We start from the raw sequence: 26,211 nt of genomic DNA on the forward strand, positions 1-26,211 counted from the left end.
CGCGGGCCGGCCCGGGGACTTCTCTGCCGCCAGACCCGGCGGTCAGCACACCGACGCGCCCGACACCGTCCGGTGCCGGGCGTCTACGCATTGCCAGCTTCCGCGTTGCCGAGGCGATCGCCGTCGGGCGCATTGGACGGCGCCACCACGCCGGCGCGGGTTCACTCATGGTAATGCGAGGATCGGGGCTCCCTGCCGGCAGCGGACGGCGAGTCGATGATTCGGTTGGGATGCCCCTCCAGGATGCCTTCGATGCCGCGGAACGGGTCGCCGATATGCATGCCCCGGTGATCGATCCGGAACTGCCGAATGCTCTTCTCGTGAGCGGCACCGCGCATCTTGAGGACGGTGAGCCCGCGCCGCACCTCGCCGGCCATTTCGACGTAGCGCAGCAGGATGATCGAATCGGTGAGTGTGGAGATGTGGGCCTCGGTGACGGAGGATCCACCCATCAGCGAGGGCGTACTGGCCGTAAACAATCCCGCCGTCTCCCGATCCTTGGTGAAGGAGGTCAGAGCGATGACAAACTCCCGGAACCCACGTGGGGTGGCTACGCGCTCCAGCGCGGTCAGGCTGTCGAGAGCGATCCGGTGGGGCCGGAAGGTGTCGATGGCCTGCTTGATGCGGATGAGGTGATCCTCCAGCCCGGCCGACTCCGGGTACTCGCAGTGGATTTGCAGGTCACCCCGCGCTTCGGCGGGCTCGTACTGAACGTCCCAGCCACGGGCGTTGCGGATGAGCTGGTCGCGACTCTCCTCGAAGGCAAAGAGCAGGCAACGCTCGCCGACCGCCAGGCCGCCTGCGATGAATTCCGTGGCCATCAGGGTCTTGCCGGTCCCCGTGGCCCCGGAAGCGAGCACGATGGAATCCCTGTAAAAGCCACCGCCGCACATCCGGTCCAGATCGGCGTTGCCCGAGGTAATACGCAATTCGGAGGAACGCTGGGTCAGTTCCATCGCCGAGAGCGGGATTGCAACCACACCGCTTTCGGGCAGGATCGTGAACGGGTACTCCCCTTTCTGGTGGTTCGTGCCGCGGAATTTGAGGATCTCCACCGTCCGGCGGCGTGTCTCCGCCTCCAGGATATTCCGCAGGATGACCACGTTATCCGCAACGAACTCTTCCACCCCGTGCCGTGCCACCAGACCATACTCGGCTTCGCGCTCGGCGGTCATGACGGTGGTGATCTCCAGGCGCTTCATCTGGCCGGCAATCCGAAACAGATCCCAGCGCACCTGCCGGACATCCGGGAAGCGCGAGAACATGGCACCGAGGGAGTCGATGGCCAGGCGGGTCGCGCCCGAGCGCTGCACGGCGCCGAAGACCCGAGCGATCAGGCCACCCAGGTCGTAGGCGCCGGTCTCCTGCGGCTCCTGATCGATATCGGGGGAGGCGTCCACGAACGTCCACCAGCCGCTGGCCTCCCACTCCTCCACGGGCCACCCGAAGGCCTGCAGATTGCGCCGCAGGTCGGCCGGTGATTCCTCGCAAGTGACAAAAACGCCCGGGGTTTGCTCATCGAGGATCCCCGCAGCCAGGAACTGCCCCGCAAAGACCGTCTTGCCGCTACCCGGCGTACCCGCGACCAGAGTGGTCCGTCCCGCCGGGACACCCCCCCGGGCGATGGAGTCGAACCCCGGGATCCCGGTGGCGGTCTTGCACACCGGCTCGATGCTCCGTTCACTCATGGCATTCCATCCTTTGCCTCGGGGATCAACTGCAGGCCGTTGAGTACCTGCTCACGATCCGAAAGATCACCGATGACACGCCGCACCGGTGGCGGTAGCTCCTTGATGAGCGCGGGGGTGGCAATCACCCCCTCTTCGTCACCCCGGTGCGGCTCGTGCATCAGATCGACCACCTCGATGCGGTACTGATCCGGGAACTGTGACTCGCAGATCCGCTGGAGATTGTGCAGGGCTGCGCGGGCGTGCGGACTGTCGCCCGCAATGAAAAGCCGCAGCAGATAGCGGGGCGCGGAGGTGTCTTCTGGCATATCTGGCGTGCCCTGAGGTCTTCCGGGCAGGCTAGCATCGCCGGTTTTACAAGACCATCGAACGCCAGCTGGCGTGCTTGTGCACGACCGCCTGCGTGCTGGCAGAATGCCCGCAGGACGTGGCCGGGATCGACCCTAATCGGGGCACCGACCGCCGCCCGGGCCCCCGAAGCGACACAAGGACTCCCGCACATGGAAAAGGCGTCCCTCACCGCGACGGCTTAGGCGCCGCATCCGCACCAGCAACGATGCAGGACCCTTTCTGACCGGTGGAAGCAAACGACTGGCTACTGCTGATCACCGTCTGCGCCCTGGGGGCCATGTCGCCGGGGCCGAGCCTGGCGGTTGTGGCGCGTCACAGCCTGGAAGGCGGTCGGTCGGCCGGGCTCACCGCGGCCGTCGCCCACGGTATCGGCGTCGGCGGCTACGCCGCCCTCAGCGTGGTCGGGCTGGCCGGTATCCTGGCCGCCCACCCGACCCTGCTGGCGGCCATCCAGGGCCTGGGTGCCGCATACCTGGGCTGGCTGGCCGTGCAGTCCGCCCGCAGCGCCCGGATCGGACCGGAACCCCCTGCTGCACAGAAAGACCGGTCGCCGGCGCAACCGGGCAGCCCGATCCAGGCGGCAGGAGACGGCCTGGCCATGGCACTGCTCAACCCGAAGATTGCCCTGTTCTTCCTGGCGATCTTCAGCCCGTTCACCGGCCCCGGGCAGGCGGCGTGGGAGCAGGCGCTGATGGTGTCCATTGCCGCCGGGGTGGACATCGGGTGGTATGCGGCGGTCGCCGCGCTGTTCTCGCTGCCAGCCTGGCGTGAGCGGCTAAACAGCCACCAGCGGCTGCGCGAAGGGGTCTTCGCCGTGGTACTGGCCATGCTCGCGCTCTACACCGCCGGCATCGCCGTGGGCGCTGTCTGAGCCCGCGCGATGAGCCGGGGCGGCCGCAATCACCCGCGCTCGGCGCGATCCACCGCCTCGCCCCACTCCTGGTCATAGCCCCAGGCCATGTGCGGCGAATAGAGCACGCGCAGCTCCTCCTGGCGGTACACGCCACGGATCTCTACACCCTCCTCCTCCGCCAGCGAGCGGAACCGTGGGCGGATGAAGACGCTGCCGTCCGGCCGGCGCAGCAGGAAAACCTGTGGGGCCATGCTGCTCGGGCCGCGACGGGTCACCACCGCGGTCTCGCCGTTGCTCAGATCGACCAGGGTGCCCGGTGGAAAAACCCCCAACTCGCGAATGAGCAGCCGCGTCAGCGTGGCGTCGAAGCGACACCCATCGTCCGCGTATAGCTCCCGCAGGGTATCCCGGATGACATGCGCCGGGCGGTGAGCGCGAGGGGTCACCATGGCCATATAGACATCGGCGAGCATGACCACCGCGGCCTCGGTACTGATCCCCTCCCGCGTCAGCCCGCGGGGGTAGCCGGAGCCGTCCATCCGTTCGTGATGCTCGCGGACGGCGCGCAGCCAATGTTGATCCTCCAGGCCCGCGGCCGTCAGCAACGCCTCGGTCCGCTCCGGGTGACTGTGGAGTTCACGGCGCTGCGCCGCGCTGAGGGCGCTCTCCTGCTGATCGAGCTGTTCCTGCAGGGCGAGCATGCTGAGGTTGGCGGTCAGCGACGCACCGACCACCGCCCGGCGCTGACCACCGTCCAGAGAGGCGGCGCGGGCGAGCAGGTCCGCGACTACAGCCTTGCGGATGGGGTGCAGCACGCGATTGGGGAACTCGCGGTTGATGTGCGCCGCCGCCAGTGCAGCATCCGGATCGCGGTCGATCAGGTTGCCGAGCTGGCTGATCATCCCTTCCAGCCGCAGCAGGTAGTCGTGGCGACCGAGATCGATGGCGTGATGGACCCGCCGCAGGGAAGCGGCACATCGGTCGAAACTGACGAAGGGATCGAACTTCAGTTCGCCACTGTGGTTCTCCCAAGACGGGCTGGCTTCCCCCAGGGTAACCGTATCCTCCTGGAACGAGGTGGCACGAGCGCGCCCCGACTCCAGCAGCATCTGACGCTGCGCGTCGCTTTTCAGCACGCGGCCGGAGCGCAGCAGGAGCCGCTCGTAGGTGTCGTAGATGGAGTACGGCACCGGGCGACCCACGACGAGATCCTTTCCGCGCACGGGCAGGAAGCGCTCCGGCTCCCCGCTTTCTGGGCTGCGTTTCGACTGCTCGCTCATGATCGCTGGTGACCGCAAAATGGACCGATTAGGCGGTGGGCCGCTACGACAAACCGCCGCAGGCTGGTTTCAGCCTCCCAGAATATCGGGAAACGGACGCTGGGAGAACAGGGGCGGGGCCGCCGGGCCCCGCAGCCCCCGGCAGCGCGCTTGGCCGGGACGGTGCCAGCCGCTAAGCTGGGCACCCATGACGCGCGCAACCTTCGGCCGGACCTGGTGGGGCGAGCAGTGGCTTGGCGCCCTGCACGAAATCGATTACACCAACCGCCTGCCACGGGGCCGGCGTTACGCCAACAACGGGTCCGTCCAGGCCCTGAGCATCGATCAGGGCGAGATCACCGCCCGGGTGAAGGGATCGCGTCGCCAGCCTTACAAGGTGCACCTGCGGATCCCTGCGTTGCCGGCGGATCAGACCCGGCAGCTGATCGATGCCATTGCCGATGATCCGGCGCTGCTCGCGGGGCTGCTCAACCGGCAGCTGGATCCGGCGGTACTCGAGCGCGCCGAGGCGGCGGGCATCCCCGTCTTCCCGAACAGCTGGCAGGAGCTGGGCATGCGCTGCTCCTGCCCGGACTGGGCCATCCCGTGCAAACACCTGGCGGCGGCGATCTATCTGCTGACACGCGAAATCGATACCGATCCGTTTCTGGTCTTCCGATTGCGCGGGGTCGACTTACTCGGCGCGCTGCGCGAGCGGGGCCATGAACTCCCAGAGAACGACGCCCTGGGGGCGCCGCCGAGCCTGGCGGCGGCACTGCGCGCCGGCAGCGCGCCGCCGGAGGAGACAGCGGCCGACCCGGCAGTGCTCGCCGAGCTAGATTTCTCACGGCTGCCCGATCGCATCGAGGCGATCCCGGACGCCCTCCCCCAGGAACCGCCGATCGGCGGGCTGAACAGCTACCGTAAGCTCTGGCGCACCCAGATACGGCGTGTCGCTCGGCAGGCCCAGCGCACGCTGAGCGACGCCGCACGCAGCGACGCACAGGTCCAGGAGGCGCAGACCCAAGCCACCACCCTGACCCCGGACGACCGCCCCACCATTCGGGTGGATGCCGACGGCGACGTCCAGATCGACGGCTGTGAAGCGGCTGCAGAGCTCGCCGACCTCGTCGAGCTGCTCGCGCCCCTGGACGCCGACCAAGTGGCTGACTTGCAGCCGGAGGTTGCAGCCCTTCATGCGGCCTACCGCGCCGCCCTGCACCTGACCGCCGCCGGCGCGGCGGTACCCTGGGTACTGACCATCGACCGGGGCGGCACCAGCGTCCTGTGGATGCCAGCGAGCCTGGATCCGCAGGTCAATACGCTCCTGCGCAGCCTTGCTGCGGGCACCCCGGAAGGGGTCATCCGCCTGGACGAGCCCGGGGCCGACCAGGGCCTCGACCGCCGGACGCGGGCCCGTCTGCTCTGCGGCCTGTTCATCGATTACTGGATCCGGGAGTGGAGCGAGCTTGCCAGCAACGCAGCCGCTGACCCGGTGGCCGACCTGCTTTTCGGCGGTGGCTGCGCCTGGCTGTCGGATCCCGGCCAGGGCGGCACCGCCGCCAGCCTGCACCATTGGCTGCGCCGTTTGCACCTGGCCGAAGCGGCGCAGACCCTGATCCTGCGTGTGGACGAGCCGCAGCCCGAATCCTTCGAACTCTCCATCGAGGTCGGCGACGAGCCGGGCGGCAACGGTGCGGGCGCCCATCGCCCGCTCGCCGACGCCCTCGCCGAGCGCGGCGACGGGCACAGCGAGCTGCTGCGCACCACGGCGATGCTCGCCGATGCCTACGACCCGCTGCGCGACTACCTGCGTGGCGGGGGCCGCACACCGCTGTCACTCACCCTCGACGAGCTGCCGGAACTGCTCTTCAACGTCTTCCCGACACTGCAGCTGCTCGGCGTCCGCACGCTGCTGCCCCGGTCGCTGGAGCGACTGGGCCGACCACCGAGCGCAACGATGAGGCTCACCGCCAGCAGTAGCGACAGCGACGGCCACCTCAACGCCAACGATCTGTTCCGCTTCGACTGGCAGGTGGCAGTGGGCGATGACGTGATCGACCCGGGAACCTTTGAGGACTTGGTGGAAGGGGCGACCGGGCTGGTCCGCTTCCGCGGACAATATGTTTACCTCGACCCGCAGGAGATCGAACGTGTCCGCCGCAACCTGGCCAACCCGCCGACGGTTGGCGGCGCGGAGCTGACCCGAGTCGCGCTCACGGGGGAGTACGCCGGGACGCCAGTGCAGTTGGACGAAAGCGCCCGGGAACGGGTCGCAGCTCTGCACCAGGACCTTGAGCGCGCGCCCCCCCGATCACTGGCTGCGCAGCTGCGCCCCTACCAGCAACGCGGCTTTCAGTGGCTCTACGGCAATGTCCGCGCCGGTCTGGGCTGCGTGATCGCCGACGACATGGGCCTGGGCAAGACCGTGCAGATTCTGGCCCTGCTCGCGCAGCTCCGCGACGACGGGGAACTGGCCGGGCGGCCGGCGCTGGTCGTGGTCCCGACCAGCCTGCTAAGCAACTGGATGCGCGAAATCCAGCAATTCGCCCCCGAGCTGGGTGCCACCACTTACCACGGCGGCCGGCGCGCCCTGCCGGACGATGCGCAGGGAACCGGCGTCGTGCTCACGACCTACGGCGTGGCGCGAACCGACGCCGCACGGCTGCGGCGGCAGTCCTGGCGCGCGCTGGTGGTCGACGAGGCACACAACCTCAAGAACCCCCAGGCGGCCCAGACCAAGGCGATCAAATCCATCCCCGCCGGCGCCCGGGTAGCCATGAGCGGCACCCCGGTAGAGAACCGACTCACCGAGTACTGGAGCCTGATGGACTTTTGCAATCCGGGCCTGCTCGGCACCCTGAAGCGCTTCACGCGCGAGTACGTCACCCCGATCCAGACCCACGGTGACCAGGAGACGGCCACGCGCTTTCGCCGGGTCACGGCCCCTTTCCTGCTGCGACGGCTGAAGACCGACCGAAGCATCATCACCGACCTGCCGGAGAAGATCGAGCAGGATCAGTACTGTCAGCTCACTCCCGAACAGAGTGCGCTGTACGAATCGGTGGTGCGCGAGGGCCTGGAGGTCATCCAGGGAACCTCCGATACGTTCCGGCGCCAGGGTCTGGTGCTACAGATGATCCTGGCGCTCAAGCAGATCTGTAACCACCCGCGCCAGTACCTTAAGGAGGGCGAAGACGGGAGCGAGGCGTCGGGCAAGATGCAGCGCCTGCTCGAACTCCTCGAACCGATCCAGCGCCGGCACGAGAAGGCGATCGTGTTCACGCAGTTCCGCGAGGCCGGCAGCTTGCTCCAGGAGGCCGTCGCCGAGACCACCGGCCGCACACCGGGGTTCCTGCATGGCGGGCTCTCGAGAAACCAGCGCGACGCAGTCGTCCACCGCTTCCAGAATGATCGCACCGAACGGGTACTGGTGCTGTCCCTGAAGGCCGCCGGCACCGGACTCAACCTGACTGCGGCCTCCCACGTCATCCACTTCGACCTGTGGTGGAACCCGGCCGTGGAGGCCCAGGCCACGGACCGCGCCTACCGCATCGGGCAAACGCAGACGGTTCAGGTCCACCGCCTGCTGACCCAGGGCACCTTCGAGGAGCGGATCAACGACATGATCCAGTCCAAGCGCGCACTGACGGAGATGACGGTGGAAAGCGGCGAGCAGTGGATCGGCAATCTGGACGACGCCCAACTCAGCCAGGTTTTCAGCCTGGGTCAGAGCCACACCGAGCCGGCGTGACAGCTCCCCACGACCGTGACGAGGGGCGCGCGCGCATGTCCGCGCGGTACCTGGATCCGATGACGATCTTCTTCGCGGTGCTGGCGCTGGGCGCCGGGGCCGCGGTCTACGTGCTCCATGGCCCGGCGGCCTGGTGGGACGCACTCAGCCGGGCCGGCGAGTTGATGCTGCAGGTGGCACCGATCTTGGTGGCCGCGCTGCTCATGTCCGGCTATGTGCAGACACTGATCCCGCGCCACGCCATTGAACGCTGGCTGGGCGAGCGCAGCGGCGTGCGCGGCCTCGCCCTGGCCACGGCTGCCGGCGCCCTCACCCCGGGCGGCCCGTTCGCCGCCTTCCCGCTGGTGGTGGCCCTGCTGCGCTCGGGGGCCGCGTTCGAGGTGTGCGTCGCCTACCTCACCGCCTGGTCGGTCCTCGGCCTGAACCGCGCCCTGGTCTGGGAGATCCCGTTCTTCGGGCTCGACTTCGTTGCGCTGAAGATGCTCGTCTCCCTGCCCCTGCCCTTTCTGGCCGCACTCCTGGCCCGCCCGTTGGGCCGTCGCGTGAGACGTTGGGCATGCTGAGTGCTTTTGTGACCATCCTCATCCTGCTGGGGATCTGCGCGGCGATCGCGCAGTTCCAGCCCCACGGCAGCCATCGTGCCGCCGCCCGGGAGGGCTGGCGACAACTCCAGCCGCTGCTCACGCGCCTGCCGGTAGCGCTCATCGCGGCAGCCTTCCTGGCCGTGCTGATTCCGGCCGAGGCGGTCGGCTCGCTGTTCGGCGAGGACTCGGGCGGCGCAGGGATCCTGATCGCATCGTTGCTCGGCGGCTTCCTGCCCGGCGGACCGGTGGTCGCCTTCCCTCTAGTCGTGGTGCTGAGCGACGCCGGCGCCGGCATGGCTCAGCTCATCGCACTGATCACCGCCTGGTCGGTGCTCGCCTTCCACCGCGTCGCCGCCTTCGAGCTGCCGATGCTCGGCGCCCGCACCACCGCGGCCCGCCTGCTGGTCTCCCTGCCGCTGCCAGTACTCGCCGGGGTAGCGGCCGGTGCGCTGACTGGGGCGCTGGCGCCCTGAAGCCCCGCGCCCGATCGGTGATCAGACCGGGCGCAGCGCCAACCCGAAGATGATCAGGGCCACAATGAGCACCAGGGTCACCGCCAGCACGGGGTGGCGGCGAAACCCGCCCGGGCTGGCGAGCTCGCGGAGCAACCTGCGTAGTCGGTCAATCCTCATCCGATAGCGCCCCTTATCCGCCGCCGCTGTCTAGCTGCACAGCGGTTTTTGCTCCCAACCGAGCGATCCCGCGCGAAGGACTCAGCGGGCAGGTAGGGTCAACCGAAGCGTGCAGACCCGCTCGATCAGCTCCAGATCATGGCTGATTACGATGACACACGCCCCGGAGTCCGCCAAGCGCTGCAGGTTCCGCACGATCAGCGTGAGATTCGCGCCGTCGAGTCCACTGGTCGGCTCATCGAGAACGAACAGCTGCGGTCTGCGCGCGTGGCCACAGGCCACCACCAGCCGCTGCTTCTCACCACCGGAAAGGGACTGCGGATGGCGCTTTTCCAGCCCGTTGAGCGCGTACTCGTGCAGCAATTCGTCGATCCAAGCGGGGTCCACCTCCCATCCCGCGCCACGCACGGAGCTGATCAGCTCCTCCCGGACCGTCCGCATGTGTAGCTGGTGATCCGTGTTCTGCAGCACCACACTCGTACGGCGCATCAGGGCACGCGCGCTCAGCGACCGACCCTGGACCCGGATCTGCCCAGCATCAGGCTTGAGCAACCCGGTCAGGAGGCGGACGAGGGTCGTTTTGCCGGCGCCGTTGGGACCGAGGACACCGATGACTTCCCCGGCCGGCAGGCTCAGATCCAGATCCTCGATCAGCGCGGGGCCATTGCGGTAGGCGAAGGACAGTCCGGAAACCTCGATGTGTCCACGGCCGCCCCGCGGGACCTCGGGCAGACGCGCGCGCTGGTCCTCGACCCTGAGCTGACGCAGGCCGAAGCGGTGACGTGACTCGGCGACTGCTTCCGCCGACCCCGCCATGACCAGCCGGCCCGCCTCCATAACCAGGATGCGATCCACCAGCCCGGTCAGCCAGTAGAGGCGGTGATCGACGATCACCAGCGTCACGCCCTCTGCACGGAGCTCGGCCAGATGCTGCGCCAGCTCCCGGGTTGCCTCGGGATCGAGATTGGCCGTAGGCTCATCCAGCACAAGCACCGAAGGCGAGCGCGACATCACCTCGGCCAGCGCAACCTTCTGCTTCTGCCCGTCCGAGAGATCGTAGACGCTGGCATGGCTCAGCCCGGTCAGCCGGAACCGCTCCATGGCCCACTGCACACGGGTGCCAATACGTGCGGGGTGCTCACCGCGCTGCTCGTGCGTCAAGGCGAGCTCATCCTCGACGTGCAGGGCAAAGAACTGCTGTTCCGGATCCTGGAACAGCGTGCCGACGCGGGCACTGATCTCGGCCAGCATGGCCTGACGGGTCAGGCGTCCGGCAACCCGCGCCCGCCCCGCCCATTCGCCCTCAAAATGGTGGGGAATGAGGCCATTGATGACCCGCAGCAGGGAACTCTTCCCGCAGCCCGAGGCACCGGTCACCGCGATGGCCTCCCCCGGAGCAACGTGGAGGTTAACCTCCGACAGTGCCGACTGACGCTGAAACGGATAGGTGTAGGTCACATCCTCGAGCGTGATCACGACCACCCGACTCCGAGTTCAAGCCACAACGAGCCCCCGATGGCAACTGCCGCCAGCACCATGAACACCCAGTCCCGCTCACCGAAGCGATCCTCGCGGTAGCGGGAGGCCGGCGTGTTGGCTCCCAGCCCCTTGAGTTCGGCCGCTACGGAGAGATCGTCCGCCGTACGCAGGGCCCGGAAGAGCAGCGGCATGAAGATCAGCCGCAGCGAGGCGACCGGATGCCGCACCAGCAGGAACGGCCCGGGCCTGTAGCCCTTAAGCCGCACGGATTCGCCAACCTGCTGAACGTCGAAGAGGAAGGCCGGCACAAAGCGCACCATGGCAACTGCCGGCAGGTAGAGCCAATACGGCAGGTAGAGCGACTTGAGCGCCGACAGCGCCCCCTGGATGCGGGAGGACAAAGCCATCGCAAGCACAGCGTTGAGCAGGATCGCCGAACGGAGAAAGGGCACGACCACATCGGCCAACTCACCGTAACCCAGCCGCGGCAGAAACACGCCCATCACATGCATAAACCCCAGGGCCAGCAGCCACAGGGCCCCGAACAGGAGGTAGGCTCCGAGCAGGACGCCGTAGCGCCGGCTCAGGGCAGCGTAGGCGGTACTGATGACTAGCAGGCCCAACAGCACCGCGGGCGACTCAAGCACGACCACAGCTACTGCGGCGATTACGCTGATGAGCATCTTGGTGCGCATGGCCAGCCCATGCAGCGGGGTCTGCCGATCTCCGGCCGTCCTAGTGATGGATGATACCGGCATGTCGCAGCTCCTCGATAAACCGTCGACCCAGCCACAGACCCAACAGGCTGCCGATGTAGCTGACGACCACCACCGCGGCCACCATCAGCAACAGACGCGGTTCCTCGCGCACCAGCAGGGCACCCACGCCCAGGCTGATGGCGCGGGCCAGCAATTCGTGCACGGCGACCCCGATGATCAGCCCGAACATCCGCCGATAGCCACCGAGCAGCCAGATCACCCCCTCGGCCAGCACGCCGGCGAGCAGCGAGGCGGGGATGCGGACCGGGTTGCCGCCCAGGACGAGGATGTCGACAACGGCACTGACCAGCAGAAAGATGGTCAATGTCCCGAGGCGCTGGACCTTGTGGAGCAGCACCAGCAGCAGCGCCGTCGACACGATGCTGCTGGCCATGAGCGTGACCGGGTTCATCCCGCCACCGAAGAGCACGATCAACAGCCCGGCCACCTTCGCCAGTGCGGCGAAGGTGCCTACCATGACCAGATCCGAGACGGACCAGTAGCGGCCGTGCCGACCGCTGGCCCGCTCGCGGGTGGCCGCACCCAGATCCGTGGCGCTCGGCTCGATGGTGCTCATTGGGACGCCCTCTGTTCCTGCCGCTGACGCCGCCGCGCCGCCGAGGGCTGGGTGGGGTCGATAACGGAGAACGCCTGCCCGTCGCAATCCCACCGGTCGATAACCTCCTCAAGCCGCGCAGCGACGTCGGCACGCCGGACGTTGCCGTGGGCATCCGGCGCGCGCGTCAGCTCCGCGTTTCCGGAGGGTGGGCCATCAAGCAACCCACCGGGACGGATCAGCAAATACGGCAAACCCGATCCGCGCAGGTAGTTCTCGGCACGGGTCTTGGCGTCGACAATCTGCCCGAACGCCTCGACCGCCTGCGGAGACCGGTACGGCCGCGTCTCACCGCAGCCGATGGCCGTCACCAGCACCACGCGGAAGGGGTTCCAGCCGCGAGCGGCATCCGTGACCAGCATATTCCCCACTTCATCCACGAAGCGGCTTTTCTCGAGCGCGCCCGAGACGGTGGAGACCACTACGGCGGTCTCGCCCGCTGCCCGGAACGCAGCGGTTACCGAGTCCGCATCGGTTACATCGCCGTGGATGACGCGGACGCCGAGTTGGGCAAGCCCCTCGGCCCGCTCCGAGACCCGAGCAAGGGCCACCACCGGTCGGCCTCGCTCTCGGAGGCGTTCGGCCATGAGCCGCCCGACCCCGCGCGTGGCACCGAACAAGAGGACCGTACGCGCACTCATCGCTCCTCCTCCCCTTCGCCGATCCGCAAGCCCGGATAGCCGCCCAACTCTGCAGCAAGGGCCCGGAAACGCTCGAACTGATCCGCTCGCAGGCACCGTTGTTCGTCGCGGCCAAGGAAGATCTTGAACAGGTTTTCGCCCTCGGGGGTGAAGAACTGTAGTGAGGCAGTCCGGAACCCCATGAAAGGACGCACCACGAAAAGGATCGCCGCACAACGCTTCGGCCGCAGATGGCCACCGAGTGCACTGTCACCGTGAAGGTTGTAGAAACCGTGCGCTGAGCTGCCGGGGGGGACACGGTCCCGTACCTCCAGAATCAGATCCCGGTTGTGGACGACGACCAGGACCTCCCCCCAGTCACTCACCTCCTTGAGGATCGACTCGAACTGCTCGCCCGGCGCTTCGCACCAGAACGAGGCCGGCAGGCAGCGGGTCGCTTCCAGCGGCGTCAGCCCGTGACTCCGGGCCAGGTCCTCGATCACGGCGTCCGGACGCTCCTCGAGCACCTGCCGGACGGCCTCATGACCCTGTTCCTGTTTATCCGTCTGCATGGGCCTTCCTCCCCGATTCCAGAGCTTGCGCACAGACCTGCTGAAAGCCGGTGACCAGATTCGGCGCCCAGAAACGTCCCGCCACCGTTAGATGGATTTGCTCCCCGCGGCGCTCCGCCAGCCCTGCCTCGACCCAGCGGTCAACGAGCCTCCAGGGGCTGGGGTCCGCCTGCACCGACATCGGCATGCAGGCGCGTAGGGCGGGCAGCTCAAGACGGCCAACCTCAACACCACCCATCAGGGTGTCCCGGAGGGGTTGCAGCGCATCCGAGACCCGCATCATCGCCACGGGCTTGTCTCCGGCGGCCACGGCACGCTCGTAGGCTTCCATATCCGGGGTGTTGGCAAAGGTGTAAGGCTCGCGGCTGCCGCCGGCGCCGGCACCGAAGGCGAGCGTCTCGGCACCGGATTTGATCAACAGGTTGTAGAGGTTGCGTTCGCGTGGCGTTCGCGCCCAGTGACTGTTGCTAATCTGCCGCCAACCCGCCGTCGAGAGCGCCTCGACGGCCTCCGCGTAGAACTCCGCCTGCTCCGGGAGCCCTGCCGGCTGTTCGATGCACCCGCGCTCGACCAGTTTCTGCAGCGGAGTGCCCGGGATCAGCTTGAGCGCGTAGGTATCCAGGCCATCCAGACCTAGCTCCTGGCAGCTGTCCAGGTCACGGTGCCAACTCGCGAGATCTTGGTCGGGCAGTCCGAACATGAGATCGGCGATCACGGCACCCTGGTCATGGCCGGCCAACAGGACCAGGCGCTCGACCACCTCCTGGGCAGCTGCAACCCGGCCCTGCCGGCGACGGACCCGGGTGTCGAAGCTCTGCACACCGACCGAGATGCGATTGACCCCGCCGGCAAAAGCAGCCCGGATCTTCTCCTCGGTCAGCCCGGCGATGCGCGCCTCCAGGGTGATCTCGCAGTCGGCGGCCAAGGGCAGACACTCGCGAACGGCGGCGAGGAGCCTCTGCAGATCTCCCGCCGGCAGATCGCTGGGCGTACCACCGCCGAGGTAGACCGCGTGGATCGGCCGATCCCCGACCAGCGGCAGGGCCGCGTCGCGACGGATCTCCTCGATCAGCAGGTCCACATACCGGTTCAGTCGGGGCGCGCCCGAGCGATGGCGGTAGAAGCCGCAGTACAGGCAGTTGGCCCTGCAGAACGGGATATTGATGTAGGCCAGTCGCTTGCCGGCTGCCGGTGACTGTTGCTCCAGTGCCGCCCACCGGCGGGGGATCTCGGTCTCCGACACCGCCTGTTTGTCCTGGCGCGGCATGACCGGGCGCCGGGCGGTGAACGCGTAGCGCAGGGGGTCACTGGTGACCGCCGGCGTCAGGCTTCCCGTTCGATCATTCATCACGCCCTCCCCTACCACTCAAGCTCGGCCGAGACGTAGTAGAAGCGCCCGCGCACCGGATCCGGCATCGTGCCGTAGAAATCATCGGCGTCATCCGCGTCGAGCCCCACACGCTCGGGGTCCGTACGGTAGGGGCGCTCATCGGTGGCGTTCTCCACGCCGATCCCCACGGTGATCCCCGCCGGCAGCTGCTGGCGCAGCCCCAGGTGGAGCAGCGTGTAGGGCTCGCCGACCCCGGCCTGGTCACCAACGTGCTCGACCCGGGTGTGGGCCAGGGCGCCGGACCAGGGTGGTGTCTCGGCAAGTAGATGGGCCCGCTGGCGCGGCCGATTCTCGAGCCGGTCTCCGGTCTGGCGGTCGTGGGCAGCGAGGTAGGTGTAGCTGCCGCGGATCTGGCTGCCGTCCGGCCAGCGCCAGCCGGTCTCTAGCTCCACGCCCTTGGTGCGGGCCTCCTCGATGTTGTCGTAGCGGCGCACGTGGGCGCCGTCGGGGCGCTCCTCCCCCGTGCGCTGCTCCACGATCTGGTCCTCCACCTCGGTGCGGAACAGGGTGATCGCCTGGCGGCTGTGCTGGCCGGTACGCTCCAGGGCCAGGCTGTAGCTGCGCGAGCGTTCCGGATCGAGGTCCGGGTTGCCGTAGAGGTAGAACTGCGCCTCCGGGACCGGCATGTGCGAGTGGTCCATCTCGTAGTCGCCGGAGAGCTGGAGCAGGTTGGGTGCCGCGAACCCCTCGGCGTAGTCAGCCTTGACCCGCACCTCGTCATTGACGGCGTAGACGCCGCTGACCCGTGGGCTGACCCCGCCGCTGTACTCGCTGTGGCCATCCAGGCGAGCGCCGAGCGTGACCAGCAGGCGATCCCCGAGCAGATAGCTGCGGTTCTCCAGGCCGACTCCGTAGTGGTGGGCCCGGTCCCGGGGCACCTCGGGCTCGCCACCGACCTCGCGCTCGAAGGTCTCGCGGCGGTAGTCCACGATGGCGCTCAGCCGCTGCCGATCGCTCCACCACACCCCGCCGCGGGCCTGGGCGACGTCCTCGGTGTGCTCCATTTCACGGGGGGCCAGCTCGAAGACCGGTACCTCATCCTGGTCTGGCGGCGGGGGCGCAGGGGGCCAACCAACAAATTCACGGATTTGCTCTCGCTCAGGCTCCTCGGCCTCGACCCGAGAGCGGTAGAGCTGGACTTCTCCGTCCCAGTCGGTGCGCTCGAGCGCGTAGGCGGCGCCGAAGGCGTAGCGGGTCAGATCGACATGGGTCGGCTCCTCACCGAGCTCATCCAACCCCCAGATCTCGCTGTACATCTGCTGCCAGGGAGGCAGCTCCTGATCTTCCGCCCGCGGCTGCTCACGCCCCGTCCGCTCCTCCTCCCCGGCGCTCAGGAAGAACTCGAACTCGTGCCCCGGCGCCGGATCGTAGAAGAGGCTCGCGTAGCCGCTGAGCGCCTCCCGGCCCTCTTGGTAGTAGTCTTCCTCGCTAGCGTAGTGATGATCCGGCAGCAGCGACGGCTCGGTGTCCACAAACTCCAGACTGGCGATCGCGCCCCAGCGCTCGCCAAGGGGACCGCCGGCAAACAGGGAGTAGTGCTGCTCCTCACCGTCATAGCCGGAATCCAGGGTGCCGTAGCGGGCCGTCGCGGTACCCTGCCACTCGTCGGTTGGCGGCCGGGTGATGACGTTGAGGACGCCTCCGAGTGCGTCCGCCCCGTGAACGGCCGAGGCGGGATTGCGCACCACCTCGATGCGCTCGATGGAGCTGATGGGCGGCATGGCCCCAGTGCGGAAGTCGTTGTGGGGGAAAAGTTCGTCGGTGTTGTTGAGCCGACGACCGTTGATCAGCATCAGCGTGTGCCGCGGTTCAAGGCCCCGGATCTGGGGCCGATCGCGACCACCACGCACAGCCGTGGTATCCACGCCCGGAGTCTCGCGCAGGATCTCATCCAGCGTCGTCACCGGGCGGCGCTTGATGTCTTCCCGCGTGATCTCGCCGTAACCGGCCGGGGCCTCCTCGCGACGCACGGCGCCGATGCCGGAGGTGACCACGACATCCTCCAGGGCCGCGCCGACGGCACCCTCGCCACCGCCCTCCGCGGCGAGAGCCGTTGTGCTCCACGCACACGCACCCAGGCCGACACAGGCCAGGCAGAGCCCCGAGCACCACCCTGGCCACTCCAAGGAACCATGCACCATTGCCACCTCCAGTCAGGTCAACGCGTCAGCCAGGAAGGGAGTCCCATCACGCCTCGACCCCCTCTTGAACCTGGCTGGCCCGGTCGCGACCGGAGGCTGGCTAGGCTTTCGCAAACGATAACGATTCGTATTAGTAAGTCAACCCCCCGCGCCCGGCCAGGCACCAACACAGACCCCCGGTTGCCGAGCCGGGCATTCCGGACTAGAATCGCATTCGCTAATGATTCTCATCCGCGCCCTGGCGGATTGACGCTCCGGGCACGGGCAGAGGCACGGCAATCAGAGGAAGCAGCCATGACCAAACGGAACCAGGAGCCGACGACCGCCGCCCACAGCCAGGAGGTTCCCACTCCGAGCGATCATCAGCGCGAACAGACCTCAAGGACCCCGCACATGGACAGCGCTGCCCTCTTCAACGGCGCGAATCGTGTCTTCATCCACCACCGCGGTGAGGCGTACCAGCTCCGTGAGACAAGACAGGGCAAACTCATCCTGACCAAGTGACCCGGGCCGTTTCACCCCGGCTCTACGCCCTACATTCCATCGTTTTTTATTCCATTTTCGCGAGCCAGGTGCTGCCCCCTGCACCCAGCCAGCCACTGCGTAAACCGTGATCCACCCGGGGCCTACCCGGGGATCGCACTTTGGACTGGCCATCAGGAGGCTTTGCACGATGCATCCGAAACGAACGCAGACGCCGCTTCTCACCTGCACCAGCCTGGCGGTGCTCGGCGCCCTCAGCACCACCGCCGGGGCCGATGAGGCCCCGACCGCGCTCCCCGAAGTCCTCGTTGAACCGCCGGAGGAGATCGAGGGCAGCGGCACCGAACGGATCAGCCGGCAACAGTCCCACCGTTTGCAGGACCTGTTCCGGGGCGACTCGGAATCCCACGTGGGCGGTCCACGCCAGGCGCGACGTCTCTATCTGCGCGGCATCGAGGGGAGCCAGACCCGGGTCACGGTCGACGGGGCCCGGCAGGGCCGGGATCTGCACAACCACCGGGGCGGCCTCGCCGGGATCGATCCCGCCTTCCTCCGCTACGCCGAGGCCGAACCCGGACCGCCGGCGGCGGACGACGGCCACGGCGCCACCGGCGGCTCGGTGCGCTTCGAGACCATCGACGCAGGCGACCTCGTCGACCCCGAGACCGGCTACGGCGGCTTCGCGCGGGGCGTCCGGGGCAGCGCGGCCGACTCCCTGGCCACCAGTGCGGCGGGCGCCATCTACCCCACCGAACGGATCGGACTGCTCGTGGGCGGCAGTTACACGACCACCGAGGACTATCGCCTCGGTGGTGGCGAGATCAAGGATTACACGGCGTACGATGACCGCAATCTGCTGCTTCGGCTCAACGCCGATGGCGAACAGCAGCGGGTCCGACTTGGCTATGAGGAGAACGAGAACCTGGGGGAATTGCCCCTCAGCGGCGGCGATCGTCCGCCCTTTGAAGAGGACGACCTTGCCGATCAGCGTATGGTGCGGGAGACGACCAGCCTCAACTACGAGTTCCACCCGGAGACGCGGTGGGTGGACCTGGAACTCGACCTCTACCGCAATCAGAGCGAGTGGGAAGACCGCGATGAGGGGGTCGGCTTTCTCAGCGACGGTGTCGGCGGCCGCCTGGCCAACACCGCCACCCTCGCGCGGGGTTCCCTGGGGCCGTTGGGCCACGGGGAGAACCGCCTGACCGTCGGCGGCGATATCGAACGGGATACCGGGGAAGGCGACCATCCGAGCCGGGGCGGCGACATCCTGACCTACGAGTCCCAGGGGGCGTTTATCCAGAACCGACTCGAGAGCGAGCGACTGGATCTCTCGCTGGGGGTTCGGGGCGACTGGATGGAGACCGACTATGAACAACTAGGGGAGTCAGTGGACTTCTCGGAGGTCTCCACCAACGCCCGGATCGGCTACTGGGCCACCCCGTCAACCGAGCTCTTCGTGGGCTACGGCGAGTCCGCCCAGGGCCGCTCGGGGACCACGACGCTGCATCTGGACCGGAACATCGGCAGCCGCGACCAATTCGATGAGAACGAGGTACCTGACGATTTCAACCTCGACGAGTTCGAGGCGACTCGCATCGAGTATGACGACCCGCAGACCAGCGCTACGACCGAGGCCGGCATCCGGTCCGAGCAGCCGCTGGCCGGCGGCCGGCTGGAGCTTTCCGGCACCCTGTTCCGGACCGATATCGACGACCTGATCCTCTATGGGTTCGAGCAACCCACACGTCTCGGACGGCAACCGATCCAGAGCATCTATAACCTCGACGATCAGATCACCACCGAGGGCTACACGCTCAAGGCCGCGTGGCGGGGGGAAGCCCTTTACAGCTCCGTGAGCTTCACCCACGACAAGGTGCGCGGCCTCGGGGACGGGGACACCCTGACCCCCGGCGAGCCCTCCGGACGCCAGCAGCTGGTCCGTGCCGTCGGCCCGCAGGGGGATCGCCTGGTCTGGGACAGCGTCTACCAGTTCCACCACGCATTCCAGGTCGGCTACACGCTGAAGGCGGTCGCGGACCTGGAGCGGGTGATCCCGGGCGACGGCGAACGCGACGGCTACACCACCCATGATGTGCAGATGCGCTGGCAGCCCGGGGGCGACGAGGACGTCACCCTCTATTTCATCGTGCACAACCTCTTCGACGAAGAGTACGCCAGCCACACCGCCATCCCGCGGTACGCAGCCGGCGAGACCGTCGAGGATAGCGATTACGCACGCGAGCCGGGACGCGACATGCGGCTGGGTGCCAAGGTCCGATTCTAAACGTTCCGCACGGCAGACCGGGGAGTGCGCCCTCTGGCGCCCCCCGGGCCCTCCGGGCCACCTACTCTTTGCTCGCCGCCCGGGAATCGGCTAGATTCCTCCAAGGGTTCGGAACCACGCGTGCAATCGTGAGCCGTGGAGGCATGGGGCATTGGCTTTTGAATTCTTGATGCTGGTTGGGCTGGCACTGGCGGCGCTGGTGGTCGCCGTCATCATCCAGCGCCGTCGCGACGGGCGCGCCCCGGGCAGCCGCGACGACCCACTGACCCGCGCCTGCCACGGCGACACGGAACAGGCCGATCGCCTGGAGGCCGCCGAGCAGGAACGCGCGGCAGGCAAGCTCTCCCGCACCGAGGCGCGGCGGCGGGCCGCCGAACGCCTGAAACGCGACCGCGTCTAAGCCATGTTTCTGTGGCTGCTGATCGCTGCCGTCCTGGCAGCCATCGACCTCGGCGCCCGCCCGTCGAGCCTGCAGGGTGGCTATCTGCTGGCCGCGGCCATCGGCGCCCTGGCAGCGGCGCTCGCCAGCCTGGCCCTCGGCGATGCCCACCAGTTCGTGATCGCACTACTCGTCGGGGCTGCTGCTGCCCGCTTTCTGCCGCCAGCCATCCAACGCCGGGAAAGGCACCGGCTCAAGCGGGAAGCACGGGACTACACGCTCGCCGAAGTTGACGTCGATGAAGACGGCATCCCCTGCGTCCAGCCTCAGGGTGAGGACACCCCCCTGCCGGCCATGCTCGAGGATCGCGGTGAGCTGACTGCCGGCGACACGGTTTGGGTGCTACGCGTCGAGCAGGGCGTGGCCATCGTGCGTTCGGCCAGTGGACGGAGGGGGCGGGTCCCGCCCCCGCTGAGCCGTTGCCGGTGGATGCGCTAGACGGCGCTTACGACGCCGCCTCCGCCGGCGCATCCTCGACCGGGATCAGGATCTCGTTCCGGCGCAGAAACCCCGGGGTCATCGGATCATCGTAATAGGCATAAACCGGCTCGCCGGCGGCCTCCAGCCCCTGATCCGTCATCCACTCGCGGAGCCTGCGCTCGTGCTCCTCGACCATCGAATCGCTGGCACGGCCCGAGAAGCGAATGGCTGCCATTCGCTGCGGGTCGAGTTCGCGCAGGGTGATCTCCTCGCCCGCCGGCCGGGGCAGGTCGTCCAGGGAGTACTTTGCCGGCATGATGAAACGCACCAACCAGCGCCCCTCGCCTTCCGGCGTCTGGGTCACCGGGGCCGTCATGGCGATGGAATCACCCTCGCGCTCACGTGCAAAGATGTAGCCAGCCAGCGGCCGGAACCCGGCACTGACCGCATCGCCCCGGCTGCCGCTGCGCTCGACCTCGGCCACCCGAAGCGCCGGATAATCCCTCAGCTCGCGGTCGCCATCCTGCAGGACCACCGAGTACTCCGGTGTCTCGACGCCGCGGACCACGACCCACCAGGCAACGATGACACCCACCACCAGAACGACCGCAAGCCCGACTCCCCAATAAACGATCTTCATTACGCACTCCGAGCAGCACGACTATCCCATTATGACGCACTTCCAGCCGACGGCGGATGCCCACGCCGCCGACAAAAAGCCTGCGGACCTCAAGCCTCGTCGTCCTCGTGCCCTGGATTGAACACCATCACCGGTACGGACGACTGGCGGACCACCGCATGGGCCACGCTGCCCAGAGCCAGCTGGGCCAGCCCGCTCCAGCCCTGCGTCGTCATGGCCACCAGGCTGCCCCGGTTGGCCGCATAATCCGTGATCGCCTCCGCGGTATCCTGCTCGGACTCGAGGACGGTGTGGCTAATCTTCTGACGGGTCTTCGGCTGCCATGCCGCTGCGAGCGCCTGCAGATAACTGGCCGCCTCCGAGGTATCCTGGCCGGCGGTGTCGACGGCCACCCGGACCAGGCGTAATTCGGTGTCCAGCGCCTCGGCCAGCTGCAGGGCCCGGGGCAAGATCCGCTCGGCGAAGCTTGAGCCATCCAGCAGAACCAGAATCCGCAGAACCGGACCGCTCCAGCCGCTGGGCAGTGCCGGCCCGCTGAGCAACAGGGGGCGACTTGCCTGTCGGGTCAGCGTTGCGGCGGTGCTGCCGAGCAGCGCCTCGCCCATGGTCCCCCGGCCACGGGTGGCCACGCAGTAGAGGGATTGCGTGTCCTCGCTGATGCGCTGCGCAAGGTATTCCGCCGGGCGCTGGGCCGGGGTTACCTCAATCTCCGCAGCACCGACCCGGGGGCTTCCCGCCTCGCCCAGTGGCAGCATGTCCTCGATATCCTTGCGGCGGCCGGGACCCGAGCCCTCCGGCTCCACGACGGACAGCAACCTCAACGGCAGACCACTCTGCTCCTGCAGCTCATGGCCCACCACCAAGCCACTGAAGAGTGAGTACTCCGAGCCATCGACGGTGACGACGATCTCTTCCATAGCAACCTCCCGGGCCAAGCCCGTTACAACGCCGGAGCCACCAGACGGGCAGGCTCCTGCTGCCCGCCATGCATCACCCGGCTCATGACCACCTGATAGATCCCGAAGGGATCAACAATCCCGGGGACGATCACGCAAACGCCGTCGCGCGTGGTGATCACCACGCGGCCATACCCAAGAAGGCGGCCGAGCCAGGTGTAGTGGACCCCCAGGGCCTGAACGTCCGACAGTGGGATGACCCGCGAGTGCACCACGATCAGACCTGTCTCGACGACGAGGTGGTTCTCGGTGACGCGCAGCTCGGTATCGAAATACACCCCCTGAGCGTAGGCCGCCAGCCCGGGGAAGACGAGCACATAGAGGATCGTGGCGATGACCTGGCCGACGACGCCGAAAGGACCAACTGCCAGCAGCGCGCTGGTGAGCAGGGCAAGCACGGCCGGCAGGAGTACGCCCCAGTGCACCTCGGCCCGATACAGCACGCGCTCGGGCGGCTCGGCGGTCTCTTCGCCAAGCTGCTTGCGCGGATCGTAGGCGGTGCCGCCCACCCGGAACCGGTAGCGCATGGACAGCGCGAGCAGGGTGAGGCTGATCCCCGGGGGCAGGAGGAGCAGCCCCGTGGTGAGCAGCATGATACCAGCGGCCGTACCGAACAGGCCGACTCCGGCGATCAGCGAGCCGAGGGTGGTCACCACCATGCCGCCGGCCAGCAGATTGAGGGTGCGCCGCCAAGGGGCCGAGGTACCCGGTTCGCGGCCACGGGCCACCTCTCCTGGCCACCAGCGCAGCAGGATGGAGATGATCGTGGCCGGCAGCAGGACGGTGAAAGCGATCAGCGACAGGAACGCCGCCTCTCCCCACAACAGGATGGAGCCGAGCAGCGCCAGCGCGGCGGCCAGCAGCAACAGGCGGGTAACGCGCCCGTACAGAAACCGCCCGATCTGAACCAGCAACGGCGGCGCGTTGGGATCCGCGAGTTTGCGGCGCAATTGATCTCGTTTCATGGCCACGGCTCCTTGCCCAGCGCCACCAGGCATGCGCGCAACAGCAGCAGTCCACCGCCTATCCACGCTAGCAGGGGCAACCCGCCCAGTGGAACGGCCAGGAGCAGGATCGCCACGGCAAGGAGCAGCACCGCCGCGGAGAAGACCAGCGACTGCACCGCATGGAACCGGACCAGCGGGTCGGCGCGCTCGAGCATCAACAGAAGCAGTGCGCTGAGCGGGCCAAGCAGATACGCGCAGCCAGCGGCCTGGGGGCGTGACAACCCAGTGCGCCCGCGTGTCGGCTCGCCACGGGGCGGCTGCAGCTCCATCCCCCGCGCGCTCAGACGCTCCCTTTCCTGCCGGAGACCGATCAGGAGGCTCAGCGACAGCGCAAGGACAACGATCGCGAACGGCAAGCCGCTGGCCACGGCACCGGCCTGCAGTGCATCCAGGGCCGCCTCGCCGCCGACGAACAGCAGCGTGGCGGCGAGCACACCGGTCAACACGACCCACAGCACCCGTTGCATACGCGGCGTATCCAGGCGGCCGCCGGCTGTTACCGCATCCAGGACGCGCGAGCCGGAGTCCGACGAGGTCACGAAGAAGATCACCACCAACAGCACCGCCAGCGCAGCGGTGAACTCGGTACCGGGCAACTGCTCCAGCAGATGGAACAGTGCCATGGACTCGCGCTCACCCAAGCCGTCGGCCAGGCCTCCGAGCCCGCCCTGGACCTGACGAAGCCCCTCGCCCCCCAGGGCGCTAATCCAGAGCCACGTCACCGCAGTCGGCACCAGCAGCACCGCCGTAACCAGCTCGCGGACGGTGCGCCCATAGGAGATACGGGCGATGAACATCCCCACGAAGGGGGACCAGCTGATCCACCAGGCCAGGTAGAAGACAGTCCAGGTCTCCATGAAGCCTGCATCATCGCGGCCCACCGGCGTGCTCATCGGCACCAGCTGGCCGAGGTAGCTGACCCCGGCGGTCGCCAGACTGACGGCAGACGCCAACAGCCCCCCGCTGACGAGGATGAACAGTAGCAAAAACCCGGCCATTCCGAGGTTGAGGTTGCTCAGCACGCGGATCCCGCGCTGGATACCCAGCAGTACCGACGCCACGGCGACACCAACAACCACCGCGATGAGCAGTAGGCGGGTACCCAGCACGTCCTCGACACCGGCGAAGATAGTGCTCAGACCGCTGGCCGCCTGCTGGGCCCCGAATCCGAGCGACGTCGCCAGGCCGAAGACCGTCGCAACCACCGCGACGATATCGATGGTGTGGCCGATCGGCCCCGAGGTGCGCTCACCGAGCAGCGGATAAAAGGCCGAGCGCACGGTCAGCGGCAGACCGCGGTTGTAGGCAAAGAAAGCGAGAGCCAGCGCCATCACGGCGTAGATGGCCCAGGGGTGCAGCCCCCAGTGATAGAGGGTCGCGCCCAGCGCCAGCCGGGCTGCGGCTTCGGTCCCTGGCTCGACGCCCCGCGGAGTGCCAAGCCAGTCGGTGTAATAGGCCACCGGTTCCGCCACCGCCCAGAACATCAGCCCCACGCCCATGCCCGCGGCAAAGAGCATGGTCAGCCAGGAGAGGCGACCGAACTCCGGCCGGGCCGCCGCACCCCCGAGCCGGATGTTGCCCGCGGGCAGGAGGATCAGGGCGAAACAAAGCAGCACCAGCAGGTTCCCGGTACCGAGGAACACACCGGCGAACCGCCCGCGAACCCCGTCCAGGGTCGCCTCCAGAAGATCCCGCGCCGGCTCGGCGAAGGCCAGTGTCAGCCCGAGGAACAGCAGCAGGAGACCGGCACTGACGATAAAGACCGGCGCGTGCAGCTCCAGTCCAAGCACGTGCGTGGTCTGCGCCCGGGTATCCGGCCCGAAGCCAGGCTCGGCCGAGCGGGACCGGGGCCGGGCAGGTGCTCGGCGTTCGGTCAGGCTCATGGGACGCCCTCTGGTTGCAGGTGCCTGCCGGGGCGCTCCGCCATAGCGCGGACGACGCCCCACGCCGCTCCCTAACTCAGGCTAGCAGTCCCGCCCGAACCGACGAGGGCGGTGTGGTGACTCAGACAAGGATCCGGACAACGCACCGCCGAAGCTTCGCCCCCGGAGAGGCGACGGCGACAGGCTTGCAAATAGGAATCGTTTTCAGTAACATTCAATCCAGCGGCTTCACGGTCGCTTGGGTGCTCACGTCAGCGGTACTTCGGGCCGGACACCACAAGGGGTCCGGCCCTTTTTTTCACCCCCGATCACCGATGATGCTCACCGGAGCGCTCAGGCTGATAGACGATCTCCTCAATACGGACTCGATGCTCACCGCCACCGGCCCTGGGCCAATCGATCTCCTCGCCCTGCGAGAGGCCAAGCAGCGCACTGCCCACCGGAGCCAGTATCGAGATGGTCTGCCCGCTCGGATCCGCGTCCTTCGGATAGACCAGCGTCAACGTGAACTCCTCCTCGGTCCCCTCCACACGGAACCGGACGGTCGAGTTCATGGTGACCACATCGGGCGGGACCTCATCCGGCTCGACGATCCGGGCCCTCGCCAGTTCGTTCTCAAGGTCCGGTTTGCCCGGGAAGGCGTTCCGAGACAGCGAATCGATGAGGTCCTCAAGCCGCTCGGCGTCGCGGGATGAAATAACGATCTCGGGTCTTTTACTCATTCAATCCAGCCAATCGGTTATGTCGACGGGGGCAGGTCGGTTGCTCGCGGGCGCAACCCGGTCAGCCGTGCCGGATCCGGCACGGTGCGTGCGACCTGGAGTTCGGGCCAGAGTGGCCGTTCTCAAGTTTCGGGGGACGGTGACCGCGGGCTGCCGCCCACAGGCCACGCGGGATGCCTGTCCGGCCAACCATAGCACGCTTGCCTGTTGCGTCCAGGCGCTTCCGCCACTGAACGCACCGGAGCCTTCGGTCGCCTCTTGCAGTGGAGAAAAGGTCCGTTCCGGATCGCGGGCGAATTCCACAAAATCTGTGGAAAACCGTGTGGAGAAAATCGGGGGCGCCCGCATTTCGAGGGGCCCGGAGGTCGATTGATCAAAACCTGCTCAGGAGAACACCCTTCACAATCAGCAGGTTGAGCGCCTGACCACCCCCGAGCGGGGAGTCACCCAACAGTTCCCGACCGCCTGTGCAGAATCAACGCTCCCCATCCGGCTCAAGCGCGGCTGTCAAGCCCGGCTCCGGGTCATCGGCCATCTGTTGCCCCGCCAGACCCTCGTGGACGGTGAGGTAGCCGGCGATGAGGAAATAGCCGGCGCCGGCGACAAAGACCAGCAGCCCCACCGTACGGAACACCTCTCTCGCCGCCCGTCCGAACATCCTCAGCCTCGGCTTCATG

At 67.7% G+C, this 26,211-nt stretch carries 24 protein-coding genes and 1 pseudogene; 8 read left to right on the forward strand and 17 right to left on the reverse strand.

The window, feature by feature from the left end; genetic code table 11:
- Window positions 1-161 precede the first annotated feature (161 nt).
- Window positions 162-1,688 carry a circadian clock protein KaiC gene (gene kaiC / locus LRG07_RS11080; protein WP_238642377.1) on the reverse strand — a complete coding sequence of 509 codons (1,527 nt, stop codon included), beginning with the start codon at window positions 1,686-1,688 and terminating at the stop codon, window positions 162-164.
- The gene (locus LRG07_RS11085; protein WP_201169351.1) at window positions 1,685-1,996 is read right to left on the reverse strand and encodes a circadian clock KaiB family protein; all 312 of its coding nucleotides are present in this window, start codon (window positions 1,994-1,996) and stop codon (window positions 1,685-1,687) included. The genes kaiC and LRG07_RS11085 overlap by 4 nt, the downstream gene beginning before the upstream one ends.
- A 269-nt stretch (window positions 1,997-2,265) precedes the next feature.
- Between LRG07_RS11085 and LRG07_RS11090 the strand changes: the two genes are divergently transcribed.
- Window positions 2,266-2,910, forward strand: a complete 645-nt coding sequence (locus tag LRG07_RS11090) for a LysE family translocator (RefSeq protein ID WP_238637088.1) — start codon at window positions 2,266-2,268, stop codon at window positions 2,908-2,910.
- 29 nt (window positions 2,911-2,939) lie between these two features.
- On the opposite strand, the gene LRG07_RS11095 is transcribed toward LRG07_RS11090, so the two are convergent.
- Window positions 2,940-4,172: an HD-GYP domain-containing protein gene (locus LRG07_RS11095; RefSeq protein ID WP_201169359.1), complete on the reverse strand. Its 1,233-nt coding sequence runs from the start codon at window positions 4,170-4,172 to the stop codon at window positions 2,940-2,942.
- 187 nt (window positions 4,173-4,359) lie between these two features.
- Here LRG07_RS11095 and LRG07_RS11100 point away from each other — a divergent pair, with 187 nt between their 5' ends.
- Genes LRG07_RS11100 through LRG07_RS11110 form a run of 3 tightly spaced genes read left to right on the forward strand, consistent with a single transcriptional unit; the run spans window position 4,360 to window position 8,962 of the window.
- Complete coding sequence (locus LRG07_RS11100) at window positions 4,360-7,905, forward strand: SNF2-related protein (RefSeq protein WP_238642378.1); 3,546 nt, start codon at window positions 4,360-4,362, stop codon at window positions 7,903-7,905.
- Window positions 7,906-7,940: 35 nt separating this feature from the next.
- Window positions 7,941-8,468 (forward strand): permease, encoded by a 528-nt coding sequence (locus LRG07_RS11105; RefSeq protein WP_238633123.1) that lies wholly within the window; start codon window positions 7,941-7,943, stop codon window positions 8,466-8,468.
- The gene (locus LRG07_RS11110; protein WP_201169365.1) at window positions 8,462-8,962 is read left to right on the forward strand and encodes a hypothetical protein; all 501 of its coding nucleotides are present in this window, start codon (window positions 8,462-8,464) and stop codon (window positions 8,960-8,962) included. The genes LRG07_RS11105 and LRG07_RS11110 overlap by 7 nt, the downstream gene beginning before the upstream one ends.
- Window positions 8,963-8,983: 21 nt before the next feature.
- Here LRG07_RS11110 and LRG07_RS11115 read toward each other — a convergent pair whose 3' ends face one another.
- The 8 genes from LRG07_RS11115 to LRG07_RS11150 form a co-directional block, all read right to left on the reverse strand.
- Window positions 8,984-9,121 carry a hypothetical protein gene (locus tag LRG07_RS11115; RefSeq protein ID WP_238642379.1) on the reverse strand — a complete coding sequence of 46 codons (138 nt, stop codon included), beginning with the start codon at window positions 9,119-9,121 and terminating at the stop codon, window positions 8,984-8,986.
- 81 nt (window positions 9,122-9,202) lie between these two features.
- Window positions 9,203-10,597, reverse strand: coding sequence for an ABC transporter ATP-binding protein (locus LRG07_RS11120; RefSeq protein WP_238642381.1), 1,395 nt, complete (start codon window positions 10,595-10,597; stop codon window positions 9,203-9,205).
- On the reverse strand, window positions 10,594-11,358 hold the full coding sequence (locus LRG07_RS11125) for an energy-coupling factor transporter transmembrane protein EcfT (protein ID WP_238635481.1): 765 nt from the start codon (window positions 11,356-11,358) through the stop codon (window positions 10,594-10,596). The genes LRG07_RS11120 and LRG07_RS11125 overlap by 4 nt, the downstream gene beginning before the upstream one ends.
- Window positions 11,336-11,935, reverse strand: coding sequence for an MptD family putative ECF transporter S component (locus LRG07_RS11130; RefSeq protein WP_201242709.1), 600 nt, complete (start codon window positions 11,933-11,935; stop codon window positions 11,336-11,338). Before LRG07_RS11130 ends, LRG07_RS11125 begins: the two co-directional genes overlap by 23 nt.
- Complete coding sequence (locus LRG07_RS11135) at window positions 11,932-12,615, reverse strand: SDR family oxidoreductase (RefSeq protein ID WP_238642384.1); 684 nt, start codon at window positions 12,613-12,615, stop codon at window positions 11,932-11,934. Before LRG07_RS11135 ends, LRG07_RS11130 begins: the two co-directional genes overlap by 4 nt.
- Window positions 12,612-13,166, reverse strand: a complete 555-nt coding sequence (hutX, locus tag LRG07_RS11140; protein ID WP_238635484.1) for a heme utilization cystosolic carrier protein HutX — start codon at window positions 13,164-13,166, stop codon at window positions 12,612-12,614. Before hutX ends, LRG07_RS11135 begins: the two co-directional genes overlap by 4 nt.
- Window positions 13,153-14,514: a heme anaerobic degradation radical SAM methyltransferase ChuW/HutW gene (gene hutW / locus LRG07_RS11145; RefSeq protein WP_238642387.1), complete on the reverse strand. Its 1,362-nt coding sequence runs from the start codon at window positions 14,512-14,514 to the stop codon at window positions 13,153-13,155. The genes hutX and hutW overlap by 14 nt, the downstream gene beginning before the upstream one ends.
- An 11-nt stretch (window positions 14,515-14,525) precedes the next feature.
- Window positions 14,526-16,697: a TonB-dependent siderophore receptor gene (locus LRG07_RS11150; RefSeq protein WP_238642389.1), complete on the reverse strand. Its 2,172-nt coding sequence runs from the start codon at window positions 16,695-16,697 to the stop codon at window positions 14,526-14,528.
- Between the two features lie 294 nt (window positions 16,698-16,991).
- On the opposite strand from LRG07_RS11150, the gene LRG07_RS11155 reads away from it, so the two are divergent.
- The 4 genes from LRG07_RS11155 to LRG07_RS11170 all read left to right on the forward strand — a co-directional run bounded on the left by LRG07_RS11155 (window position 16,992) and on the right by LRG07_RS11170 (window position 20,344).
- A complete protein-coding gene (locus LRG07_RS11155) occupies window positions 16,992-17,201 on the forward strand; it encodes a hemin uptake protein HemP (RefSeq protein ID WP_201169372.1) in 210 nt (69 codons plus the stop codon).
- A 169-nt stretch (window positions 17,202-17,370) separates the two neighbouring features.
- Entirely contained in the window at window positions 17,371-19,467 is a 2,097-nt protein-coding gene (locus tag LRG07_RS11160; RefSeq protein ID WP_238642390.1) for a TonB-dependent receptor plug domain-containing protein, read from the forward strand.
- A gap of 151 nt (window positions 19,468-19,618) precedes the next feature.
- A complete protein-coding gene (locus LRG07_RS11165) occupies window positions 19,619-19,867 on the forward strand; it encodes a hypothetical protein (protein WP_201169376.1) in 249 nt (82 codons plus the stop codon).
- Window positions 19,868-19,870: 3 nt separating this feature from the next.
- The gene (locus LRG07_RS11170; protein ID WP_201169378.1) at window positions 19,871-20,344 is read left to right on the forward strand and encodes a hypothetical protein; all 474 of its coding nucleotides are present in this window, start codon (window positions 19,871-19,873) and stop codon (window positions 20,342-20,344) included.
- A gap of 7 nt (window positions 20,345-20,351) precedes the next feature.
- Here LRG07_RS11170 and LRG07_RS11175 read toward each other — a convergent pair whose 3' ends face one another.
- The 6 genes and pseudogenes from LRG07_RS11175 to LRG07_RS11200 all read right to left on the reverse strand — a co-directional run bounded on the left by LRG07_RS11175 (window position 20,352) and on the right by LRG07_RS11200 (window position 26,210).
- Complete coding sequence (locus LRG07_RS11175) at window positions 20,352-20,966, reverse strand: heme-binding protein (protein WP_201169380.1); 615 nt, start codon at window positions 20,964-20,966, stop codon at window positions 20,352-20,354.
- An 89-nt stretch (window positions 20,967-21,055) separates the two neighbouring features.
- The gene (locus LRG07_RS11180) at window positions 21,056-21,883 is read right to left on the reverse strand and encodes a universal stress protein (protein ID WP_201169382.1); all 828 of its coding nucleotides are present in this window, start codon (window positions 21,881-21,883) and stop codon (window positions 21,056-21,058) included.
- A 23-nt stretch (window positions 21,884-21,906) separates the two neighbouring features.
- On the reverse strand, window positions 21,907-22,887 hold the full coding sequence (locus LRG07_RS11185; RefSeq protein WP_201169384.1) for a PH domain-containing protein: 981 nt from the start codon (window positions 22,885-22,887) through the stop codon (window positions 21,907-21,909).
- A gap of 335 nt (window positions 22,888-23,222) precedes the next feature.
- Window positions 23,223-24,812 (reverse strand): annotated as a pseudogene (locus tag LRG07_RS11190) (BCCT family transporter); the annotation flags it as partial.
- A gap of 308 nt (window positions 24,813-25,120) precedes the next feature.
- Window positions 25,121-25,534, reverse strand: a complete 414-nt coding sequence (rnk, locus tag LRG07_RS11195; protein WP_201169390.1) for a nucleoside diphosphate kinase regulator — start codon at window positions 25,532-25,534, stop codon at window positions 25,121-25,123.
- A gap of 475 nt (window positions 25,535-26,009) precedes the next feature.
- The gene (locus LRG07_RS11200) at window positions 26,010-26,210 is read right to left on the reverse strand and encodes a hypothetical protein (RefSeq protein ID WP_201169393.1); all 201 of its coding nucleotides are present in this window, start codon (window positions 26,208-26,210) and stop codon (window positions 26,010-26,012) included.
- Between the last annotated feature and the right edge of the window lies 1 nt (window position 26,211).

Source organism: Halorhodospira sp. 9622 (assembly GCF_022228025.1).
Lineage (GTDB): Bacteria > Pseudomonadota > Gammaproteobacteria > Nitrococcales > Halorhodospiraceae > Halorhodospira > Halorhodospira halophila_A.

Coding starts and splice junctions, on each gene's coding strand:
- LRG07_RS11100 (WP_238642378.1), top strand. CDS start 4,360: ATGACGCGCGCAACCTTCGGCCGGACCTGGTGGGGCGAGCAGTGGCTT.
- LRG07_RS11115 (WP_238642379.1), bottom strand. CDS start 9,121: ATGAGGATTGACCGACTACGCAGGTTGCTCCGCGAGCTCGCCAGCCCG.
- LRG07_RS11170 (WP_201169378.1), top strand. CDS start 19,871: ATGTTTCTGTGGCTGCTGATCGCTGCCGTCCTGGCAGCCATCGACCTC.
- LRG07_RS11085 (WP_201169351.1), bottom strand. CDS start 1,996: ATGCCAGAAGACACCTCCGCGCCCCGCTATCTGCTGCGGCTTTTCATT.
- LRG07_RS11155 (WP_201169372.1), top strand. CDS start 16,992: ATGACCAAACGGAACCAGGAGCCGACGACCGCCGCCCACAGCCAGGAG.
- LRG07_RS11095 (WP_201169359.1), bottom strand. CDS start 4,172: ATGAGCGAGCAGTCGAAACGCAGCCCAGAAAGCGGGGAGCCGGAGCGC.
- LRG07_RS11150 (WP_238642389.1), bottom strand. CDS start 16,697: ATGGTGCATGGTTCCTTGGAGTGGCCAGGGTGGTGCTCGGGGCTCTGC.
- LRG07_RS11130 (WP_201242709.1), bottom strand. CDS start 11,935: ATGAGCACCATCGAGCCGAGCGCCACGGATCTGGGTGCGGCCACCCGC.
- hutW (WP_238642387.1), bottom strand. CDS start 14,514: ATGAATGATCGAACGGGAAGCCTGACGCCGGCGGTCACCAGTGACCCC.
- LRG07_RS11110 (WP_201169365.1), top strand. CDS start 8,462: ATGCTGAGTGCTTTTGTGACCATCCTCATCCTGCTGGGGATCTGCGCG.
- LRG07_RS11105 (WP_238633123.1), top strand. CDS start 7,941: ATGTCCGCGCGGTACCTGGATCCGATGACGATCTTCTTCGCGGTGCTG.
- rnk (WP_201169390.1), bottom strand. CDS start 25,534: ATGAGTAAAAGACCCGAGATCGTTATTTCATCCCGCGACGCCGAGCGG.
- hutX (WP_238635484.1), bottom strand. CDS start 13,166: ATGCAGACGGATAAACAGGAACAGGGTCATGAGGCCGTCCGGCAGGTG.
- LRG07_RS11180 (WP_201169382.1), bottom strand. CDS start 21,883: ATGGAAGAGATCGTCGTCACCGTCGATGGCTCGGAGTACTCACTCTTC.
- LRG07_RS11160 (WP_238642390.1), top strand. CDS start 17,371: ATGCATCCGAAACGAACGCAGACGCCGCTTCTCACCTGCACCAGCCTG.
- LRG07_RS11200 (WP_201169393.1), bottom strand. CDS start 26,210: ATGAAGCCGAGGCTGAGGATGTTCGGACGGGCGGCGAGAGAGGTGTTC.
- LRG07_RS11135 (WP_238642384.1), bottom strand. CDS start 12,615: ATGAGTGCGCGTACGGTCCTCTTGTTCGGTGCCACGCGCGGGGTCGGG.
- kaiC (WP_238642377.1), bottom strand. CDS start 1,688: ATGAGTGAACGGAGCATCGAGCCGGTGTGCAAGACCGCCACCGGGATC.
- LRG07_RS11185 (WP_201169384.1), bottom strand. CDS start 22,887: ATGAAACGAGATCAATTGCGCCGCAAACTCGCGGATCCCAACGCGCCG.
- LRG07_RS11175 (WP_201169380.1), bottom strand. CDS start 20,966: ATGAAGATCGTTTATTGGGGAGTCGGGCTTGCGGTCGTTCTGGTGGTG.
- LRG07_RS11125 (WP_238635481.1), bottom strand. CDS start 11,358: ATGCCGGTATCATCCATCACTAGGACGGCCGGAGATCGGCAGACCCCG.